The 18,007-nt window shown below is 71.5% G+C and carries 15 protein-coding genes; 6 read left to right on the top strand and 9 right to left on the bottom strand.

The features are described 5' to 3' along the window. The first annotated feature begins 1 nt into the window (after position 1). Positions 2-1,081, top strand: a complete 1,080-nt coding sequence (locus tag ACESMR_RS18370; protein WP_373048565.1) for an HlyD family secretion protein — start codon at positions 2-4, stop codon at positions 1,079-1,081. A gap of 188 nt (positions 1,082-1,269) precedes the next feature. After that, positions 1,270-4,599 carry a hypothetical protein gene (locus ACESMR_RS18365; protein WP_373048564.1) on the top strand — a complete coding sequence of 1,110 codons (3,330 nt, stop codon included), beginning with the start codon at positions 1,270-1,272 and terminating at the stop codon, positions 4,597-4,599. Between the two features lie 45 nt (positions 4,600-4,644). Here the strand turns inward: ACESMR_RS18365 and ACESMR_RS18360 are convergent, their stop codons facing one another. The 6 genes from ACESMR_RS18360 to ACESMR_RS18335 form a co-directional block, all read right to left on the bottom strand. Beyond that, entirely contained in the window at positions 4,645-5,325 is a 681-nt protein-coding gene (locus ACESMR_RS18360) for a hypothetical protein (protein WP_373048563.1), read from the bottom strand. A gap of 11 nt (positions 5,326-5,336) precedes the next feature. Beyond that, positions 5,337-6,143 carry an SDR family NAD(P)-dependent oxidoreductase gene (locus tag ACESMR_RS18355; protein ID WP_373048562.1) on the bottom strand — a complete coding sequence of 269 codons (807 nt, stop codon included), beginning with the start codon at positions 6,141-6,143 and terminating at the stop codon, positions 5,337-5,339. Positions 6,144-6,253: 110 nt separating this feature from the next. After that, entirely contained in the window at positions 6,254-6,805 is a 552-nt protein-coding gene (locus ACESMR_RS18350) for a GNAT family N-acetyltransferase (RefSeq protein WP_373048561.1), read from the bottom strand. 78 nt (positions 6,806-6,883) lie between these two features. Next, on the bottom strand, positions 6,884-8,164 hold the full coding sequence (locus ACESMR_RS18345) for a chloride channel protein (RefSeq protein ID WP_373048560.1): 1,281 nt from the start codon (positions 8,162-8,164) through the stop codon (positions 6,884-6,886). Positions 8,165-8,299: 135 nt separating this feature from the next. After that, positions 8,300-9,103, bottom strand: a complete 804-nt coding sequence (locus ACESMR_RS18340) for a flagellar motor protein MotB (protein ID WP_373048559.1) — start codon at positions 9,101-9,103, stop codon at positions 8,300-8,302. Positions 9,104-9,146: 43 nt separating this feature from the next. Further along, positions 9,147-9,545 (bottom strand): DUF3392 family protein, encoded by a 399-nt coding sequence (locus ACESMR_RS18335; protein WP_373048558.1) that lies wholly within the window; start codon positions 9,543-9,545, stop codon positions 9,147-9,149. A 439-nt stretch (positions 9,546-9,984) separates the two neighbouring features. Here ACESMR_RS18335 and hflX point away from each other — a divergent pair, with 439 nt between their 5' ends. Further along, positions 9,985-12,159, top strand: a complete 2,175-nt coding sequence (gene hflX / locus ACESMR_RS18330; RefSeq protein ID WP_373048557.1) for a GTPase HflX — start codon at positions 9,985-9,987, stop codon at positions 12,157-12,159. Positions 12,160-12,203: 44 nt separating this feature from the next. Here hflX and ACESMR_RS18325 read toward each other — a convergent pair whose 3' ends face one another. Beyond that, a complete protein-coding gene (locus tag ACESMR_RS18325) occupies positions 12,204-13,175 on the bottom strand; it encodes an aldo/keto reductase (protein WP_373048556.1) in 972 nt (323 codons plus the stop codon). Between the two features lie 176 nt (positions 13,176-13,351). Between ACESMR_RS18325 and ACESMR_RS18320 the strand changes: the two genes are divergently transcribed. Then, positions 13,352-13,837: a low molecular weight protein-tyrosine-phosphatase gene (locus tag ACESMR_RS18320; protein WP_373048555.1), complete on the top strand. Its 486-nt coding sequence runs from the start codon at positions 13,352-13,354 to the stop codon at positions 13,835-13,837. A gap of 121 nt (positions 13,838-13,958) precedes the next feature. Beyond that, entirely contained in the window at positions 13,959-14,954 is a 996-nt protein-coding gene (locus tag ACESMR_RS18315; protein WP_373048554.1) for an aldo/keto reductase family protein, read from the top strand. A 19-nt stretch (positions 14,955-14,973) separates the two neighbouring features. Here ACESMR_RS18315 and ACESMR_RS18310 read toward each other — a convergent pair whose 3' ends face one another. Both ACESMR_RS18310 and ACESMR_RS18305 read right to left on the bottom strand, forming a co-directional pair. Continuing rightward, on the bottom strand, positions 14,974-15,180 hold the full coding sequence (locus ACESMR_RS18310; RefSeq protein WP_373048553.1) for a hypothetical protein: 207 nt from the start codon (positions 15,178-15,180) through the stop codon (positions 14,974-14,976). A gap of 118 nt (positions 15,181-15,298) precedes the next feature. Then, positions 15,299-16,618 carry an OmpA family protein gene (locus ACESMR_RS18305; protein WP_373048552.1) on the bottom strand — a complete coding sequence of 440 codons (1,320 nt, stop codon included), beginning with the start codon at positions 16,616-16,618 and terminating at the stop codon, positions 15,299-15,301. A gap of 325 nt (positions 16,619-16,943) precedes the next feature. Between ACESMR_RS18305 and ACESMR_RS18300 the strand changes: the two genes are divergently transcribed. Beyond that, on the top strand, positions 16,944-17,921 hold the full coding sequence (locus tag ACESMR_RS18300; protein ID WP_373048551.1) for a RimK family alpha-L-glutamate ligase: 978 nt from the start codon (positions 16,944-16,946) through the stop codon (positions 17,919-17,921). The last annotated feature ends 86 nt before the right edge of the window (positions 17,922-18,007 follow it).

Genomic DNA, 18,007 nt, shown 5'->3' with positions numbered 1-18,007 from the left:
CATGAAGCGAATGACGAAGTTGGCGCTGGGCGCAGGGGTTGTTCTTCTGGCCATCGGCGTCGCACGGACGGCGCGCACCGGCGATCTCGCCAAGGCAGGCCCTGCGGAGCAGGCGGCGGCGGCGCGCGTCCTCTCGCGGCAGCTGCCGCTCGCGGGGCACGTGGGCGCTCCCGGTGTGGTCGAGCCCCGGGATCGGGAGGCGGCGCTCGCCTTCCACGTCCCCGGGATCGTCGCCGCCGTGCACGTCGAGGAGGGCGCGTGGATCGAGGCGGGAACGCCGATCGTCGCCCTCCGCGACGAGAGCGAGAAGGCGCAGGTGGCAGCGGCGGAGGCGGAGCTCGCCTCGGCGCAGGCCGTGCTCCGCAAGCTGCGCAGCGGCGCGCGGCGCGAGGACGTGCGTGCAGCGCGGGCGGAGGCCGACGCGGCGAAGGCCCGTGCGAAGCTCTCCGGGGAGGTGCACGCACGGACCGAGCGGCTCGTCGCCGAGGGCGCGGCGACGCAGGAGGCCCTCGATTCCGCTGCGGCACAGGCCCGCGCCGACGAGCGGACGGCAGCTGCCCTCGAGGCCCGGTGGGAGGCGCTGGCGGATGGCTCGCGCCCCGAGGACGTCGCCGCCGCACGGGCGGCGGTGGCCCTCGCCGAGGCGCACCTCGCGCAGGCCCGGGCGAACCTGGAGCGGCTTGTCCTCCGGGCCCCCACCGCAGGCGAGGTGCTGCAGGTGCTGGTGCAGGTCGGCGAGTACGTGAACCCGGCGGCGGGGCCCGCGGTGACCTTCGGCGACACCTCGGCGCTGCGGGTGCGACTCGACGTGGACGAACGGGACGTGGCGCGCGTCCGCTCGGGACAGCCCGCGACCATCGTCGCCGACGCCTGGGAGGAGCGCTTCGCAGGGCGGGTGGTCGAGATCGGCAGGCGGATGGGCCGCAAGAACGTGCGCACCGACGAGCCGACGGAGCGCCTCGACACCAAGATCCTCGAGGTGCTGGTGGAGCTCGACGGCCGCCCGCCGCTGCCGCAGGGGCTGCGGGTCACCGGCTACGTTGGGGCAAGCGAATCAGCGGCGGCGACGGCGGAGCGGTAGACCACGTCTTGCAGCTCGGATGTCGCACCCCCTTGCGAGCTACATTCACAACGAGTGCTTGGCGATGAAGCAAGCGAAGCAGTACGGTCGGCGCATCCTCCTTCGACAGGGAATTGCGAATGCGAAAGCCGTTGGCGGCGACAGTCGCCGTACTTGCGTTGTTTGCCTGCAGCGAGTCGAAGAACCCCGTGGTCCAGGACGCAACCGGCGGATCCGGCGGCACCGCCGGCAGCGGTGGAACCGGTGGCACGGGCGGAAGCGGCGGCGAGGCCGGGGCAGGCGGCGGTGGAGCCGGCGGCACCGAGCTCCCCGAGCCGCCCCGGATCAACGAGCTCGAGCGGCTCGGGGGCTACCTGCCCGCGCGGGCGAACGCGCTCCTGGCCGGTGTGGAGACGCCCGTCCTGATCACCGGCTACAAGGGCGTCTTCATGGGCAACGCCGCGATCTTCGGCCTCGCCGATCCGGCGGCGCTCCCGCAGGGCGGCATGGCGGCGGGCCTCTCCATTCTCGACACCACCACCGGCACGAGCCGCCTCTACACCACCGCCGACGGCCTGCCGATGGCTGACTACGCCGACACGCCGGGTGGCGGCACCGTCGGCGCCGCTCCGATCTTCGATCTCGCCTGGCTCACGCCGGACGTGAGCTTCGCCGCCGCGGCCTGGTCGCGGGTGATGGTCGGCTCCGTCGATGCGGAGGGTGCGTGGAGCTTCCGAAGCACGACGGTGCGCGCCCCCGGGAGGAGCGAGGATGCGATCGTGATCACGATCGGCGTGCTCGGCGACGAGATCTTCGCCGGCACCACCGACCAGGGCGTCGCGGTGCTCGATGCCGAGACACTCACGGTGGACCGCTGGCTCGATCTCGGCGGCGAGGGGATGGCCGCCTTCGCGATGACGCGTGCCGTCTTCGACGAGCCGGTGCTGGCGATCGCGGCAAACCCGCCGGAAGATGGCAGGCCCAAACGCATCGGCCTCTACGCAGCGGGCGCGACCGCCGGCGAATTCGTCACGCTGCCGGAGGGCAGCATCCTCACCGACATGGTCGGCACCGCAGGCGCCATCTACATCGGCGCCGCCGAGGCGGACCTGCGCGGCGTGATCTACGCGGTGGTGCAGGGCCAGGTGGGCCGGGAGCTCGTGGCCCTGGTCCCCTCCCGCGACCTCGCTGCGGTCCACGGCACCACGATGACGCCCAACCGCATCGCGCTCGACGAGGCCAACCAGCGCCTCCTTCTCGGCGCCACGATGAAGACCGCGTCCTCCGGGCAGACGCCCGGCGTCGTCGCCTTCGATCTGGTCTCGACGGGTGAGGTCGCCCTGCCCGGCCGCACGCTCGTCGATCGCCGGCGCGGCGAAGCGGATCTCCTTCCCTGGCAGACCGAGGTGCTCACCGCCGATGCCCACGGCCGCGTCTACGTCGACGGCGTGCAGCGCTGCAACGAATCGTCGGCGCGCCCCACCGGCGTCTTCCGCATCGAGAACATCGGCTCGGATCCCGACGACGCCCGCCTCGTCCGCCCCTGGGTCTCCGGTGTGCGGTCGATTGCGGTCGATCCGGTCGAAGGGCACACCTGGCTCGGCCTCCGCGACGAGAACCCCGGCCTCGCCTGCGACGGTTACACGGTGCAGACCAGCATCTGCCGGCTCAAGAACGACGGCTCCTGCGAGATCTACGTGCCGCCGGCGACGAGCCCGGAGGACGAGATGCCGGCGCTGCTCAGCGCGGCGCGGATCACCTTCGGCGATCCCGCCAGGCGCGAGCTCGCGATCGCGACATGGCGCAACGCGACCTGGCTGCGGATGGGCGACACGGTCGGGCAGCTGCAGACCCAATACGATCCGGGCACGAGCCTCGAGATGACCGCAGCGGCCTGGGGCGAGAGCGGCCTCTGGCTCGCATCCACGGCGATGTGGCACCCCGGCGTTCCCGACGACGGGATCGACTGGGAGAAGGTCAACGACCGCAGTCCCCACGGGCTCGGCTATCTGGAGCTCAGCGACGGCGTCCCCACCTTCCTGCGCCGCTATTCGCGCAACCAGTCCGACTCGAAGGCGTACGACCTCGCCGGCATGCCGTCGAACCACGCGCAGGACGTCATCCCCCTCCCCGGCACCCGGCACGCGCTGGTCGCCCTCGGCGCCGAGCGCGAGATGTTCCTCTGGGACCACGCGCTTCCCGAAGCGAACGGCGTCGCCGGCGGCGTGGTCGAGGTCCTGGACGAGGAGATCCACGCGATCGAGCCGCCGGAGGACGGGGCGTGGACCGACGTGGTCGGCCTCGCAAAGTCGTCGGACGGGACCTTCTACGCCCTCGACGCTACGGAGGGCGTCGTCACCATCGACCTCGAGACGCGCCGGGCGCACCGCTTCGCCGAGAAGGCGTGGGGTGAGGCCGTGCGGCCGACCGCCCTCGCGGCGGACGGCGCCGGGCACGTCGCCGTGGGCACGACCTCGGGGCTCTACGTCTACGGCGCAGGCGGCGGGGTGACCCGCGCCGTCAGCGGGCGCGCCCACGGAACCTACTGGGCGCTGCACTTCCTCGAGGACGGCGTGCTCTACGCCGGCGCCGACCAGGGCCTCGTCCGTGTCGCGATCGACGAGGCGGGCTCCCTGCCGTCGCACCTCGGCCCCTCGGGTCCGCTGCCGCGCACGTTGTGGCCGCTCGAAGTCGCATGCGACGGCGAGCTCGGCTGCCATTGCATCTCCGATCGGGACTGCGTCGCGGGCAGCGTCTGCGAATGCGCCGGCGACGGCTGCGTCTGCGCGCCGCCGCCCGAGCGCTGCGAGCTCAACCCCGGTGACGTCGACTGCGCCTGCGTCGGCGACGACGATTGCCTCACCTCGCTGCGCTGCGTGACCGACGGAACGGGCGCCACCTGCCAGCCCGACGACGTCGCGTGCATGCGCACCTGCGGCTGCCCCGGCGATCCGAGCGGCTGCCCGCCGGGCACCGTCTGCCAGGGCGGCGTCACCGGCCAGAGCTGCGTGCCCGCCGCGGATTCGTGCCTGCACTCGTGCGGCTGCGACGGCGGCGACGGCTGCCCCGCCACCTGGCATTGCGACGCGGCCCTCTACGCGGGCAGGTGCATCGCCGACTACGATCCCTGCCTGCGTGACTGCAGCTGCGCGCCGAGCCCGTGCCTGGACGGCTACGTCTGCGACGAGAGCGGCGAGGCGCCGACGTGCGTGCTCGATCCGGATGCCTGCCTGGCGGACTGCAGCTGCGGCGGTGCGACGGGCTGCCCCGGCGGCTATCTCTGCCAGGGCGGGATCGCGGGCTCCACCTGCGTCGAGGACAACGGCGCGGGCTGCGAGGCGGACTGCAGCTGCACCGGCGGCAATCCGGACGGCTGCCCGGCGGGCATGTTCTGCCTCGACGACGGGACCACCTCGACCTGCGTCGAGGAGCCGGATCCCTGCCTGCAGAACTGCACCTGCCCCGACAACCCGGACGGCTGCCAGGACGGCTACTACTGCCAGGGCGGCATCGCCGGAAACAACTGCCTGCCCCTCTGATCGTGCGAACGGGGCCCGCCGTAGCTCGGCGGGCCCCGGCGAGGGTCAGCCCGCCGGCGGCGACTTCCAGCCGAGGCCGCGCAGGTTGGTGCTGCCCTTCATCAGCCGGTGGAAGATCGGCTCGAAATCGGCGGCGCCCGGCACCTCGAAGTCACCCTCCGGTTCGAAGCAGCCATCGTCCGGATCCACGCCGGTGATGCTGATCGAGAAGAGCGTGTCGCCGTCGAAGACGTTGTAGACCCGCACGTGCTCCACGGGCACGCCGCCCTTGAGCAGCTCGAAGCCGAAGGCCATCGCCGGATGGGAGTCGACGGTGCCGGGCTCGTAGTGGATGTGGATCATCTCCGAACCCGGGCAGCCGAGCGGCCGGTCTTCGCGCACGAGGTTCACGGTGTACTCGGCGAACCATTGCAGCGCTGCCGCGGCGCCGTTCGCTTCCACCTCCGCGCGGAACTCCGGCATCGTCTCGATGGCGTATTGGAGCGCGCTCACCCGCCCCGCACCCAGCTCCGGATGCGTCGCGCAGAGGGCGGGCCAGTACTCGTCCCCACAATCCTTGAACGACCACCCGTCCACCTCGAGGGCTTCCGCGGGAAGCGCGGACCAATCGACGGCGATGGCGTCGCTCTCCTCCTCGGGTGGTGCCTTCTCGTCCTGCTTCTCCGAGCCGCCGCAGGCGGCGAGGAGGGCGATCAAGGCGATGGTACTTCTTCTCGATGCGATCATCTGCTCTCCTCTCACGCGCGCGCTGCCAGCGGGACCACCTCGGGCGGGCTGATCAGGCTGGTCGCCCCGCCATGGTCCACGAGCACCGCGTCGCCGTTGCGATAGGGGCCGTGCTGCTCGAAGAGGTCGACCACGATGCGGGCCACGTCCCCGGGCCGAACGAATTGCCTGCTCGGGTTGATGCCCTGGAACTGCTCCCGCGCTGCGTCCTCGCCGCCGGTGAGGCGCTCGAGCATCGGCGTCTCGGTCATCCAGGGGCAGATGGCGTAGGAGCGGATCCCGTGCTCGCCGAACGACGCCGCGGCGGCACGCGTGAGGCTGATGATCGCGCTCTTGGTGGCGCCGTAGACCGCGCCCACCGGCAGCGGAACGATGCTGCCGACGAAGGAGGCGGTGTTGACGATCGCGCCGCCCCGGCCCTGCTCCACCATCAACCGGGTCGCGTGCTTGATCCCCCAGATGGTGCCGCGCACGTTGGTCGCGAAGAGGTCGTCGACGGCGCCCTCCTCCGCGTCGGTGAGCAGCGCGAGCGCGCCCTCGACCCCGGCGTTGTTGAACATCCAGTCGACCCCGCCGAAGCAGCTGCGCGCGACCTCGAAGAGGCCCGCGACCTCCGCCTCCCTGCGCACGTCGCAGCGCACGAAGACCGCGCTGCCCGGCGAATCGGCGAGGGCCTTCGCCGCGACCTGGCCCCGCCGCTCGTCGCGGCTGCCGAAGACCACGTCGACACCGCTCTCCGCCAACATACGCACGGTGGCGAAACCGATACCCGTCGCGCCCCCCGTGACCACTGCGACCTTGCGCTGCTCGCTGCTCACCACTTCCCCCGTCTCTGCTGGCGGCGCCTGTCCGCGTCCGCCCGGTCCGCGCGAATGGTCGGCGACGTGCCGGCCCTTCCCGCCTGAAAGTTTCTTGATTCCGCCGGCGCTCAACCTGGAGGCGTGGCCTCGCGCTCGAAGAGCAGCACCCGCGCATCGTTGCAGGTCGCCTCCCCGTAGGCGATGTACCCGCAGCGCTCGGCGACGCGCCGCGAGGCGGTGTTCTCCGGCCGGATCATGCAGACGGTCCGGCGCTGCCCGAAGGCCGCGTCGGCCCAGCGGGTGGCAGCGCCGACCGCCTCCGTCGCCAGCCCCCTGCCCCAGGCCTGCGGCACGAGCGCCCAGCCGATCTCGGGCGCGTCACCGAACGGCGGCTCGATGGCGCGGCGGAAGTCCGCAAAGCCGATCTCACCGACGAAGGCCCCCGTTCCCCGCTCCCGGACCACCCAGTAGCCGTAGCCGAGGAGCGCCCAGATCCCCGCGTAGCGCTGCAACCGGGCCCAGACCTCCTCCTCGGTGGACGGGCGGCCGCCGATGTGGAGCGTCACCGCGGGATCGCTCCACATGCGGAGGCTGTCCTCGAAATCTTCGAGGCGGTGCGGAGCGAGTACGAGCCGGTCGGTCTCGAGGAGACGCGGCGGTGCACGGTCGAGGCGGCGCATGACAGCAACGAAAGCACGGAGCCGGACATGCCGGTAGTGCGAGAAGTCGCACGGTCGGGTCGCCCTGCCCCGCCGATTTCACCGACGGTCCGGGTCCTCCGGGCCGGGCGGCTGGCCCAGATCGCGCAGCGCCCTCGGCACCGGCAGGATCGCTCCCCCCTTGCCGCTGGTGAGGCGCTGCGCCGGGTAGATGCTCCGGTGCCCGGTGAGCAGGTAGGCGAGCACGCAGACAATCACCACGTGGGGAAAGACCGCAGCGCCGAGGAGCTCCGCCGCCATGATCGAGAGCGCGAGGGGCGTGTTGGCTGCGGCGGCGAAGACCGCGGCGAGCCCCACCCCGGCGCCCAGCTCCAGCGGCAGGCCGAGGAGCTGCGCGAGGACGTTGCCGAGGGCCGCGCCGACGAAGAAGAGTGGCGTCACCTCGCCGCCGAGGAAGCCGACGCCCAGGGTGATGGCGGTGAAGAGGAGCTTCAAGGCGAACGCGTAGGCGGGCAGGCCCGGATCCTCGAAGGCGCGCACGATCGTCGGGATCCCGAGGCCGAGGTAGTCGTCCGTGCCCACGAGCTGCCAGAGCGCGACGACCGCAACGCCGCCGACGAACATCCGCACGGGCAGGCTGCGAATCCGCCGGCCGTGCTTCTTGATCAGGTGGGTCAGCTCGATGAAGGCGATGGTGACGAGCGCGACGGCCACGGCGAAGACGAGCCACTTGAGCAGCAGCAGCGGCGTGAGGGGAACCACCGGAGGCGCGGGATAGTGCGTGTGCCCGATGCCCAGGCCCCGGGTCACCATGTCGCCGACCACCGACGCGACGAGCGCGGGAACGATCGCTCGGTATTCGATCCGGCCGAGGGTAACGAACTCGAGGCCGAAGACGATGCCGGCCACCGGCGTGCCGAAGACCGAGCCGAAGCCGCCGGCGACGCCTGCGGCGAGGAGCTGCTGCCGTGTCGGTGGCGGAACGCGGAGGCGGTGGGCGATCCAGTCGGTGAGGCTCGCGCCCACCTGGACCGCCGTGCCCTCCCGCCCGGCGCTGCCGCCGAAGAGGTGGGTGAGCACGGTGCCGAAGAGCGCGATCGGCGCCATGCGCAGCGGGATCTCCGGCCCCTCGTCGTGGATGGTGTCGATGACGAGGTTGTTGCCGGGAAGGACGCGCTGGCCAAAGCGCTCGAGGAACCAGCCGAGCCCGAGACCTGCCAGCGGCAGCAGCCAGACGATGGTGTGGTGGCCCGTGCGGAAGTCGGTCGCCAGGTCGAGCAGCCACAGGAAGAGCGCAGAGGCCGCACCGGTGGCCACTCCGACGATGCCGCCCAGCCCGATCCATTGGGCGAGCGCCTGCAGCAATTCGCGACGTTTCATCCGCCGCCGACCTTCGGGCCGCGTGGCGCTTTCGTCAACGACGAAGCGCATCGATTCCCTCGGCGCCGAGGCCAAACGCGCCGGCGCTGTCGGGCCAGGCCATCGCGGAGGTTGGCGCAGCGCCGCGTTGGGGATTCAGCGCGCGGCGGTGGCCCGAGACTCCCGTGGCGTCGGCAGGGCCAGGAGCCGGACCTCGATGCGGCGGTTCCTGCTCCGCCCGGACCGCGTCCTATTCGAGGCGATGGGCCGGAACTCTGCCAGGCCAGCAGCGACGAGCCGATCGCCGGGGAGCCCGATCTCGTCCTGCAGGTAGCGAACGACGTGCGTCGCCCGCGCGGCGGAGAGCTCCCAGTTGGTGGGGAAGCGGGCGGAGAGCTTCTTCGAGATCTTCAAGCGGTCGGTATGGCCGGAGACCTGGATGATCTTGTCCGGCACACGGGCGAGGGTCTCGCCGACCTGGCGCAGCACCGCCTTGCCCCTGGCGTTCAGCTCCGCCTCGCCGGAGTCGAAGACAACCTGGTCGATGAGATCGACCACGAGCTCGCCGCGCTGCTGCGAGATGAGCACGCTGCCTTTGGCGATCTCCGCCTCGAGCAGATCCTGCAGCTCTTCCTGGGTGCGGAACATCGCAGCCAGCGCCTCGGCCTTGAGCCGCGCCTCTTCGGCCTTCGCCTTCGCCTCCTCGGCGAGCGCCGCCCGCTCCGCCTCGAGCTCGCTGATGCGCTTCTCCAGCGTCTCGAGCTCGATCCGCGAGGCGTGGAGGGTGACCTGCGTCGCGGTATGGGCGATGCGCTCCTCGCCGAGATCCGAGCGAGCAGAATAGAAGGCGGTGATTCCGCCGGTTGCCACGACCACGGCGACGAGCCACGCGATGCCCGCGCTGCTGCGCTTCGGCGGCGGCTCGAAGGGGCTCGGTGCGGGCTGCGGCAAATCTGGCATTCGCGCTCTCGACATGGGCGGCTCTTTCGTTGGGACAGCTCGTTCAGATGCGGCCGCTTCGCTCGGCGAGGATGCCGATTACGATGAAGGCACAGAGGATCGCGGGCAGCAGGTACAGGGTGCCGACCGAACGGAGGCCGGCGGTGATCAGTGGCGCGACGGCGGCGATGATCGCGCCGACGGCGAAGCCGACGACGACGACGAAGAGTCCGACCCGCAGGAGGAAGGGCCAGTCGCGCGCGGTCTTGCGCACGGTGTCCGTGAGGTAGCGGCCGTAGAGCGAGATCGAGGTCGCGGCGATCAGCGTGCCGATCCGGGGCAGATGGCCCTCGAGCCAGCCGGCGAGGCGCAGGTAGCTGCCTTCGACGAGGCGTGCTGCTTCCGGGGCGGTGCCCGGCAGATCGTTCAGCTGGAGATCAGCGAGAAGGGTCGCGTCGAGCATGGCTGGGGGGCGAAGCTAGCACTATTTTGATTTTGCTAGCTACTCAAAGGGGGCAGGCTCCGCCCTGCAGCAATACGGCAGCGCCCAAGCGGCTGGAATCACGGGGCCTGGCCATGGGCAGGGTGGCGCTTCGAGCGGGGGGCTTGCAGAGACCTGCCGACCTGTGCATCCTGCCGCCCATGATTGACTTCATCCGCTTGCGCTGAGTCGGGCAGCTCCGCTGCCGCCGCCGTCGCCCCCGAGGCCGACGTGCAGGCGTCGCATGCAGGTGCTGCCGGCTCCCCGTTTCCCCCTTTCCTCTTCCATTGGAAAGCCCGGGGCGCGGGGTGTGGTGCTTGCGATGCGTCATGCGCCCCTGCGGTCTGGCGTCAATCACACCCCCTGCCATCGGGTCTTCCCTCGCGCGCGTCGATTGCGGCCGTGCGCACGGAGACACCGTATGTCTCGTCCTTCCGATCTTCCTTCGTTCGCCGTCCTCCTCTCCCGCAGGCACGCCGACAACGATCACCGCGACGCCGAGGCGTCGCTCACCGAGCTCGAACACCTCCTGCGCGGGCTGGGGATCACCGTCGTCGAGCGGGTGGTGCAACGCCGAAAACCACAAAGTTCGGGCTTCCTCGGCGCCGGGAAGCAGGAAGCGCTCGAGGCGCTCGTCGAAGAGCTGAAGCGGCAGCACGGCGAGGAAAGCCTCCTTCTCGCCGTGGACGCCGAGCTGCGCCCGGGGCAGCTGCACCAGCTCGAGTCCGCGCTCGACCTGCCGGTGGTCGATCGCGCCGGCGTGGTCCTGCGCGTCTTCGAGCAGCGCGCGCAGACGCCGATCGCCCGCGTCGAAATAGAGATCGCGCGTCTCTCGTACGAGGCGCCGCGCGTGCGCCACGACGAGGCCGTCACCTCGAGCGAAGGCGGCGGCGGCGGACGCGGCGGTCGCGGCCACACCAACGTCGAGCTGGAGAAACGACGGATCCGCGAGCGTCTCGCTGCGCTGCGGCAGGAGCTCGCCGCGCTCTCGACCCGGGAGGAGAAGCAGCGGGGGCGGCGCGACGCCTTGCGGATCGCGCTCGTCGGCTACACCAACGCCGGCAAGTCCACGGTGATGCGGGCGCTCACCGGCGCCGACGTGCTCGTCGAGGACAAGCTCTTCGCGACCCTCGGCTCCACCGTCCGCTCCCTCGCGCCACCGACGTCGCCGCCGATCCTGGTCTCCGACACCGTCGGCTTCATCCGCAACCTCCCGCACGATCTCGTGGCCTCCTTCCGCTCCACCCTGGCGGAAGCCCGCGACGCGGGGCTCCTTCTCCATGTGGTCGACGGCTCCGATCCCGACTGGGCGGAGCAGATGCGCGTCACCCGCGAGAGCATCGGGGCGATCGGCGGTGCAGACGTGCCCGAGCTCGTCGTCCTCAACAAGGTCGACCGGCTCGACGAGGCGGAGCGGGAGGCGCTCGCGCGCGCCGTGCCCGGCGCCCTCCTCGTGAGCGCACTCGATCCCGGAGACACGAAGCGGCTCCACGAAGCCATCGTGGCCGCGTTCGACGGGGAGCTGCGCGGCGAGATCCTCGCCGTGCCGATCACGGACGGACGCGCGCTCAGCGAGATCCGCAGCAGGGCACGGGTCCTCACCGAGGCGTGGGGCGACGAGGACGTCCGCCTCGCGGTGCGGGCCCTGCCCGCCGACATCGAGCGCTGGCGCCACCTCGTCCTCGAGCGGCGCGAGATCCGCTCGGTCGACGAGCTGCTCGCCGCGGCCCGTCGACACGGGCTCGAGCTGCGCGCCGACGGGGACGCGTTCGACGGGACGGGGCTCGACTTCCGCGTCGCCCACGCCACCGACGGCGAAGGACGCCGGTGGATTCTGCGGACACCGCGGCGGCAGGACGTCCAGGCCTCGTCGCTGGTGGAGGCCCGGGTCCTCGCGCTCGTGCAGCCACGGCTGCCGGTCGCGGTGCCGCAGTGGCACGTCCACGCACCGGACGTGATCGCCTACCCCCGGCTGGAAGGCGTGCCCGCGGTGACGGTCGCCCCGGCGAGCGGGCCCACGTGGAACGTGATCCGGCCCGGGGAGCTCCCGGAGGCCTTCGTCGATTCGCTGGCCGGGGCGCTCGCGGCGCTGCAGGCGATACCGATCGTGGAGGTGCAGCAGGCCGGACTACCGCTCCGGCGGATCGACGACGTCCGCACCGAGCTCTTCCACGCGATCGAGGCCACGGCGGCGGAGCTCCGTCCGCCGGAGCGGCTCCGTGCCCGCTGGTTGCGCTGGCTCGACGAGGACCGCTGCTGGCCCGAACACCTCGCGCTGGTGCACGGCGATCTCCACCCCGGCCACCTCCTGCTCGCACCCGACGGTGCGCTGCGCGGGATCCTCGACTGGACCGAGGCGCAGGTGACCGATCCCTCGGTGGACTTCGCGATGCTCCACGGCTGCTTCGGCGCGGCGGCGCTCGGCAGGATCGTGGCGCGGTTCGAGGAGGCGGGTGGCAGGACGTGGCGCGGGCTCCTCTGGCACGCCGCGGAGCGATGGGCCGCGTTCCCGGTCCTCGCCGCAGCCTGGGCGCTGCGCACCGGCAACGACACGGCGCTCGAGTTCGCACGGAGCGAACTGGCCGCCGCGCGCTGATGGCGTTGGGCGGGAGGGCGTCGCTTCGCCCTCCCGCCCGGGCTTCAGCTCCAGGGGATGGACGCGCGACGCTGCCAATAGGCGAAGGCGTCCTCTCGGACGACGCCGAGGCGCTCGAGCACGTCGGGCGGCAGGTGCAGTTCGGTGCCGGCGAGATGCGAGTGGAGCTGGTCGATGGTGGCCGAGCCGAGCACCACGCTGTCTGCAAAGGGCTGCGCGAGGGCGGCGGCAACGGCCAGCACGTCGAGACCGACGCCGAGCTCGCGGGCGATCGTGCCGGCGGTACCCGTTGCCGCGTCGCCGCGTGGCGAGAGCCTGCCGTTGGCGAAGACCTCCTTGAGCAAGACCGTGCAGCCCGCCTCGTGCGCCTCGCGCAGCGCCTCCTCGGAGGATCGCTCGAGCAGGTTCCACGTCGACTGCACCGCGCGGAAGAGGGGCGTGCCACCGCGGCGGATCCGCAGCGCGCGCCGGACGATCTCCGCCTGCGCAGGCCCGCTCGTGCTGAGGCCGATCTGCAGGCCCTCGTCCCGGGCGCGGGCCAGCTCGTCGAGCACCGCTTCGTCGTCGAGGACACCGCTCTCCTTCGTCGCCGAGTGGATCTGGTAGAGGCCGAGGTAGGGACCGAGGGTGTCGCGGGACTCCTGCAGCTGCGCGCGCAGCGCAGCGAGGGAGTGATCCTTCACCTCGTGTTTGTCGGCCTCGAGCTGCCACCCGCCGACGTAGCGGTAGCCCCACTTCGAGCTCACCCGCACGGCGCCGGGCTGCAGGCCGCGCGCATCGAGCCACGAGCGCACGAAGGCCTCGCCCCTGCCGTAGGAGCGCGCCGTGTCCAGCGCCCGGATGCCCCCGGCGTACGCTGCGTCGAAGATCGCGTGGGCGTGCCGCTCCATCGCTTCGGGCGTGCGGCCCTCGGGAAAGTCACCGGCATGCCCGAGCGTCATGTAGGCCGGCCTGCCGAGCGCCGCCGTGCCCAGGACCAGCCGCCCCCGCATCTCTTCCCGCCGTTCCGTTCCCATGCGCGCTCCTGCTCCGCTGCCTTGCGGGAGCACGTCTAACGCCGCAGGGGGCGCGGTGCCAACGATTGCGTGCAGCGGGTGGCGTGAAAGCGCCCGGGGGAGAAGGTGCAGAACACCGACGGGCGATGCCGCCCTGCGTGCTGACAACACCTCCCATCTGTGGCCTTCTCCGGCCCATGCTCGATGGGCCGGTCCGGATCCTCTTCATCTGTTACGGCAACCTCTGCCGCAGCCCGCTCGCCGAAGCCGTCTTCAAGCACCAGGTGGCGCAGGCCGGCCTGCGGGCGGCGTTCGAGATCGCTTCTGCAGGCGTGGGCGTCTGGCACGTCGGCGATCCGCCCGATCCGCGGATGTGCGCCACCGCCCTCGCCCACGGGATCGACATGTCGCGACAGCGGGGGCGCAAGCTCTCGCCCTCCGATCTGCACCGCCACCACCTCGTCCTCGCGATGGATCGATCGGTACTCGCGCAGGCGCGGCAGATCGTGCCGGGCGGATCGTCCCCCCTCGCCCTCTTCCGCCACTTCGATCCGGCTGCGGATTCGCCCGACGTTCCCGACCCCTTCTACGGCGCCGACGCAGGCTTCGAAGAGGTCTTCGCGATCGTCGAGCGCACCAGCCGCGCGCTCCTCGAGCAGCTCTCCATGCGATACGGCCCCTGAAGTCCGTCGTCTGGCGAGAGTGTCCGACGTCGCTCGATGGAGCTCGGCTCGGCGCGGGTTCGACGTGCAGCGGGGCGCGCTTCCAGTTATGCGAGCGACCGGCTTTCGATCGGGAGGACCCATGAACCACCGGCACCTCGGCAGAAGCGGTCTGATGGTGAGCGAGATCGCCTACGGCAATTGGCTGACCCACGGCTCCCAGGTGGAGAAGGAGGCGGCGCTCGCCTGCGTGCGGGCGGCCCTCGAGGAGGGGATCACCACCTTCGACACCGCCGACGTCTATGCCGCCACGCGGGCGGAAGAGGTGCTGGGCGAGGCGCTCGCCGGGGAGCGCCGCGCGGGGCTGGAGATCTGCACCAAAGTGTACTGGCCCACCGGTCCGGGGCCGAACGACCGGGGCCTGTCGCGCAAGCACGTCTTCGAGTCGATCCACGGCAGCCTGCGCCGGCTGCGCACCGACTACGTGGACCTCTACCAGGCACACCGCTACGACTACGCGACGCCACTCGAGGAGACGATGCTCGCCTTCGCCGACCTCGTCCGACAGGGCAAGGCGCTCTACGTCGGCGTGTCGGAGTGGCGGGCCGAGCAGATCGAGGCGGCGGCGCCGCTCGCCCGGGAGCTGAAGATCCCCTTCGTCAGCAACCAGCCGCAGTACTCGATGCTGTGGCGGGTGATCGAGGACCAGGTGATCCCCGCGAGCGAGAGGGCCGGGCTGGGGCAGATCGTCTGGTCGCCGATCGCGCAGGGCGTACTCACCGGCAAGTACCGGACCGGGCAGCCGCTGCCGGTGGGCAGCCGCGCGGCCCACGAGGACGGCGCGCGCTTCATCGCCAAATTCCTCACCGACGATCTGTTGGGCCGGGTGCAGCAGCTCCAGCCGATCGCGCAGGAGGCGGGCCTCACCATGGCCCAGCTCGCGATCGCGTGGGTGCTGCAGAACCGCAGCGTATCGGCGGCGATCGTGGGCGCCACGCGGCCCGAGCAGGTGCGCGAGAACGTGAAGGCCGCTGGCGTGAAGCTGGACGACGGGCTGATGCGGCGGATCGACGAGGTGCTGGGCGAGGCGGTGGTGCGCGATCCCGCGAGGACCGCCAGCCCCGAGAAGCGGCCCTGAGGCGGGCGGGCGCGGCTGCCTACTTCCGCGGACGCTTGCGCCGCGAGAGCTCGTCGAGCGGCGATCCGGTCATCGGCTCGCGCCACATGCCGAGGAGCTGGTCGCGGAGCCGGAGCGAGTCGTTGAGCCGCCGGACCTCGGACGCCAGCTTCTCGACGGCGTGCGTGGCCGGCACCTCGCCGGTTGCGACTTCGCGCGTGAGCTTGCGGAGTTCTTCTTCCTTCATGCGCCGTTCCCGTCGTGCGTGGTGCGCACTACCCCAGCGGACGAATGGACGGAATGTAGGAAATTGACGCCCGGGTGGCATTCACACGGAGTGAATTCATGAAGTTTGGGGCGATGGGCTATCTGGCCGGCAGCGGCAGGAGGCGGACCTCGATGCGGCGGTTCTTGCTCCGTCCGGCCCGCGTCGTGTTGCGCGCGATCGGCCGGAACTCCGCGAGGCCTGCGGCGACCAGACGCTTGCCGGGGATCTTCAACTCGTCCTGCAGGTAGCGGACGACCTGGGTGGCCCGTGCGGTCGACAGCTCCCAATTGGTCGGGAACTGCTCCTCGAGCTTGCCGGCGATCCGCAGGTGATCGGTGTGGCCGGAGACCTGGATGATCTTGTTCGGCACCCGCGCCAGCGTCTCGCCCACCTGGCGGAGCACCGCCTTGCCCTGGTCGTTCAGCTCCGCCTCGCCGGAATCGAAGACCACCTGGTCGATCAGATCGACGACCAGCTCGCCCTGCTGCTGTGAGATGAGCACGCTGCCCTTCTTCACCTCGGCCTGCAGCCGCTGCTGCAATTCGTCCTGGGTGGCTTGCATCGCGGCAAGGGCCTCGGCCTTGATCCGCGCCTCTTCGGCGAGCTTCTCCCGATCGACTTCGAGGCCATCGATGCGCTCCTGCAGCGTCGCGTTGTCGGCGCGCAGGCTGCCCACGGTGACGAGGGTCTCGGCGAGGGCGGCGCGTTCGGTCGAGAGATCGGCGCGGGCGGAGAGAAAGGCGGCGAGACCTCCGACGGCGAGAATGGCGGCGACGGCGGCGGCGAGCCAGGGGATGGCGGTGCTGCTCCGGCGGTCCCGGGCTGGCGGAGCGCCCTTCGGCTCCGTCGCGGTGGGCTGCGACGGGCGCTTCGGTTCCTGCGGCAGCGTGCCGGGCTCGGCGACCGCGGCAGCGGAGGCCGGTGCTGCCTGCGCGCCCACCGGGGACGGATCGCTGGTGCTGGGCTCGTCCTGCGGCGGCGGGGCCGCCTCCTTCGCCTGCGGCTTCGCGGCGCCGACCAGCACCGCCGGCTCGGGCGGCGACTTCGGCGCAGTCGGCGACTTCGGCGGCCCCGCGACCTCCTTCCGCTCCGGCGTCGCAGGACGCGCGGACGTGGACTGATAGCGCTGCCTCGCCAGCTGGATCGCGGTGGCGAGCTCCTCCCGCAGGCGCGCTGACGTCGCCGTGCTGGAGGCCTCGTCCCGCTGGCCGGCGGGCGGCGCCGGGGTGGCGTCGGGCCCGGCCGGCTCGATCGCTTCGATCGGCTCGGCCTCGAGCACCGGCTCCTCGTCCGCCGCTCGCGTCGCGGTCGAGAGACTGGCGACGCGGGGCGCTTCGAGTGGCTGCTTCGGGGGCGCGGTGTCGGCGGCGTGCGGCTGCTGGGGGAGCGGGGGCGGCAGCTTCGGGGTTGCAGACATCGAACGACTCCTCTGGATGACCCGTGCTCGAGATGCGACCGCCGTCACCACCCGGGACGCGGTGGTCTTCGGCGGCGAGATCGCTGCGGAGGGTGGGCCACGACCCGCCCGGACGAGCGCGCGCCGTGGTCAATGTCCTCGGAACAGCAATTTAGATCTTTTGCATCTTGACCGCCAGAGGGGGGCCCGCCCGCGCCCTTGCCCACCGTGGCAAGGCACCGATAGTTCATACCCCAGTAGCCCGCTAGGGTTTGTGTGGCTCAGGCGAGCGGACGGTGTTACGTTCGCTCCGGCGCTGCGGTAGCGCTCCGAGGAGTCTCGTCCGATGTCGCGTTCTCCCGATCTGGTCGTCCTCTACGAGCACCCCGCCTGGCAGGAGCCCCTGTTCCAGGCACTCGAGCGCAGAGGCGTGGCTTTCGAGCGCTTCGATCTGAAGCGCGCCGCCTTCGCCGATCACGCGGCCCCCCGGGCGCCGCTCTACTTCAACCAGGCGAGCCCGAGCGCCTACGTGCGGGGCAACCACCGCGCGGTGCCGCTGGCCCACGCGTTCATGCGGACCCTCGAGCTCTCCGGGGCCCGGGTGCTCAACGGCTCGCAGGCGTTCGCGCTCGAGCTGAGCAAGAGCGCCCAGGCGGCGCTGCTGCACCGCCTCGGGATCCCCTGCCCTCGCTCGGTGGTCTTCAACGACGTCGGCGCCCTCGCGCAGTCCGCGAGCGCCCTGCCCTTTCCGGCGCTGCTCAAGCCGGAGCAGGGCGGCAGCGGGGCCCGCATGCACCTGATCGAATCGCTCGATCAGCTGGAGCGGCTGCTCGAGGCGCAGCCCGATCTGTGGCTCCCCGACAACCTGCTCCTGCTGCAGGAGTACTTCCCCACCGATCCCGCGCGCGGCATCGTGCGAATGGAGTTCCTCGGTGGCAGGCTGCTCTACGCCATGCGCGTCGTCTCGCACGGCAGGTTCAACCTCTGCCCCGCGCCGGTCTGCAACCCCGACTCGCCGGATGGCGTGAGCGCCTGCGAGATCCCCGCGGCGCCGGCGAAGCCCGTCGAGTTCTACCCCTACCCCGAGGTTCCTGCCGAAGCGGTGGAGATGGGGCGCCGGATCATGGAGGCGGGCGGCCTCGACGTAGGCGGCATCGAGTACCTGGAGACCGGCGACGGCCGGCGGATCTTCTACGACATCAACGCCAACTCGAACCTCCGGCCCTCGATCGCAGCGGCGTTCGGCTTCGATCCCTTCGAGCGGGTGGTCGACTTCCTCGTGGAGCAGATCCGCGGGCAGGGGCTCTCGCGGCGCAGCGCGTGAAGTGCCCGAGCAGCCCCGGAGCACCGCCCGGCGGCTGGTTGAACCGCATCGCTATGGCGCCGGGCGCATCATCGAGGTAGCGCTCG

The sequence above is a fragment of the Vulgatibacter sp. genome (genome assembly GCF_041687135.1).
GTDB lineage: Bacteria > Myxococcota > Myxococcia > Myxococcales > Vulgatibacteraceae > JAWLCN01.
Note: the sequence above shows the minus strand (reverse complement) of the source record. Positions and strands in the feature narration are given on the sequence as shown.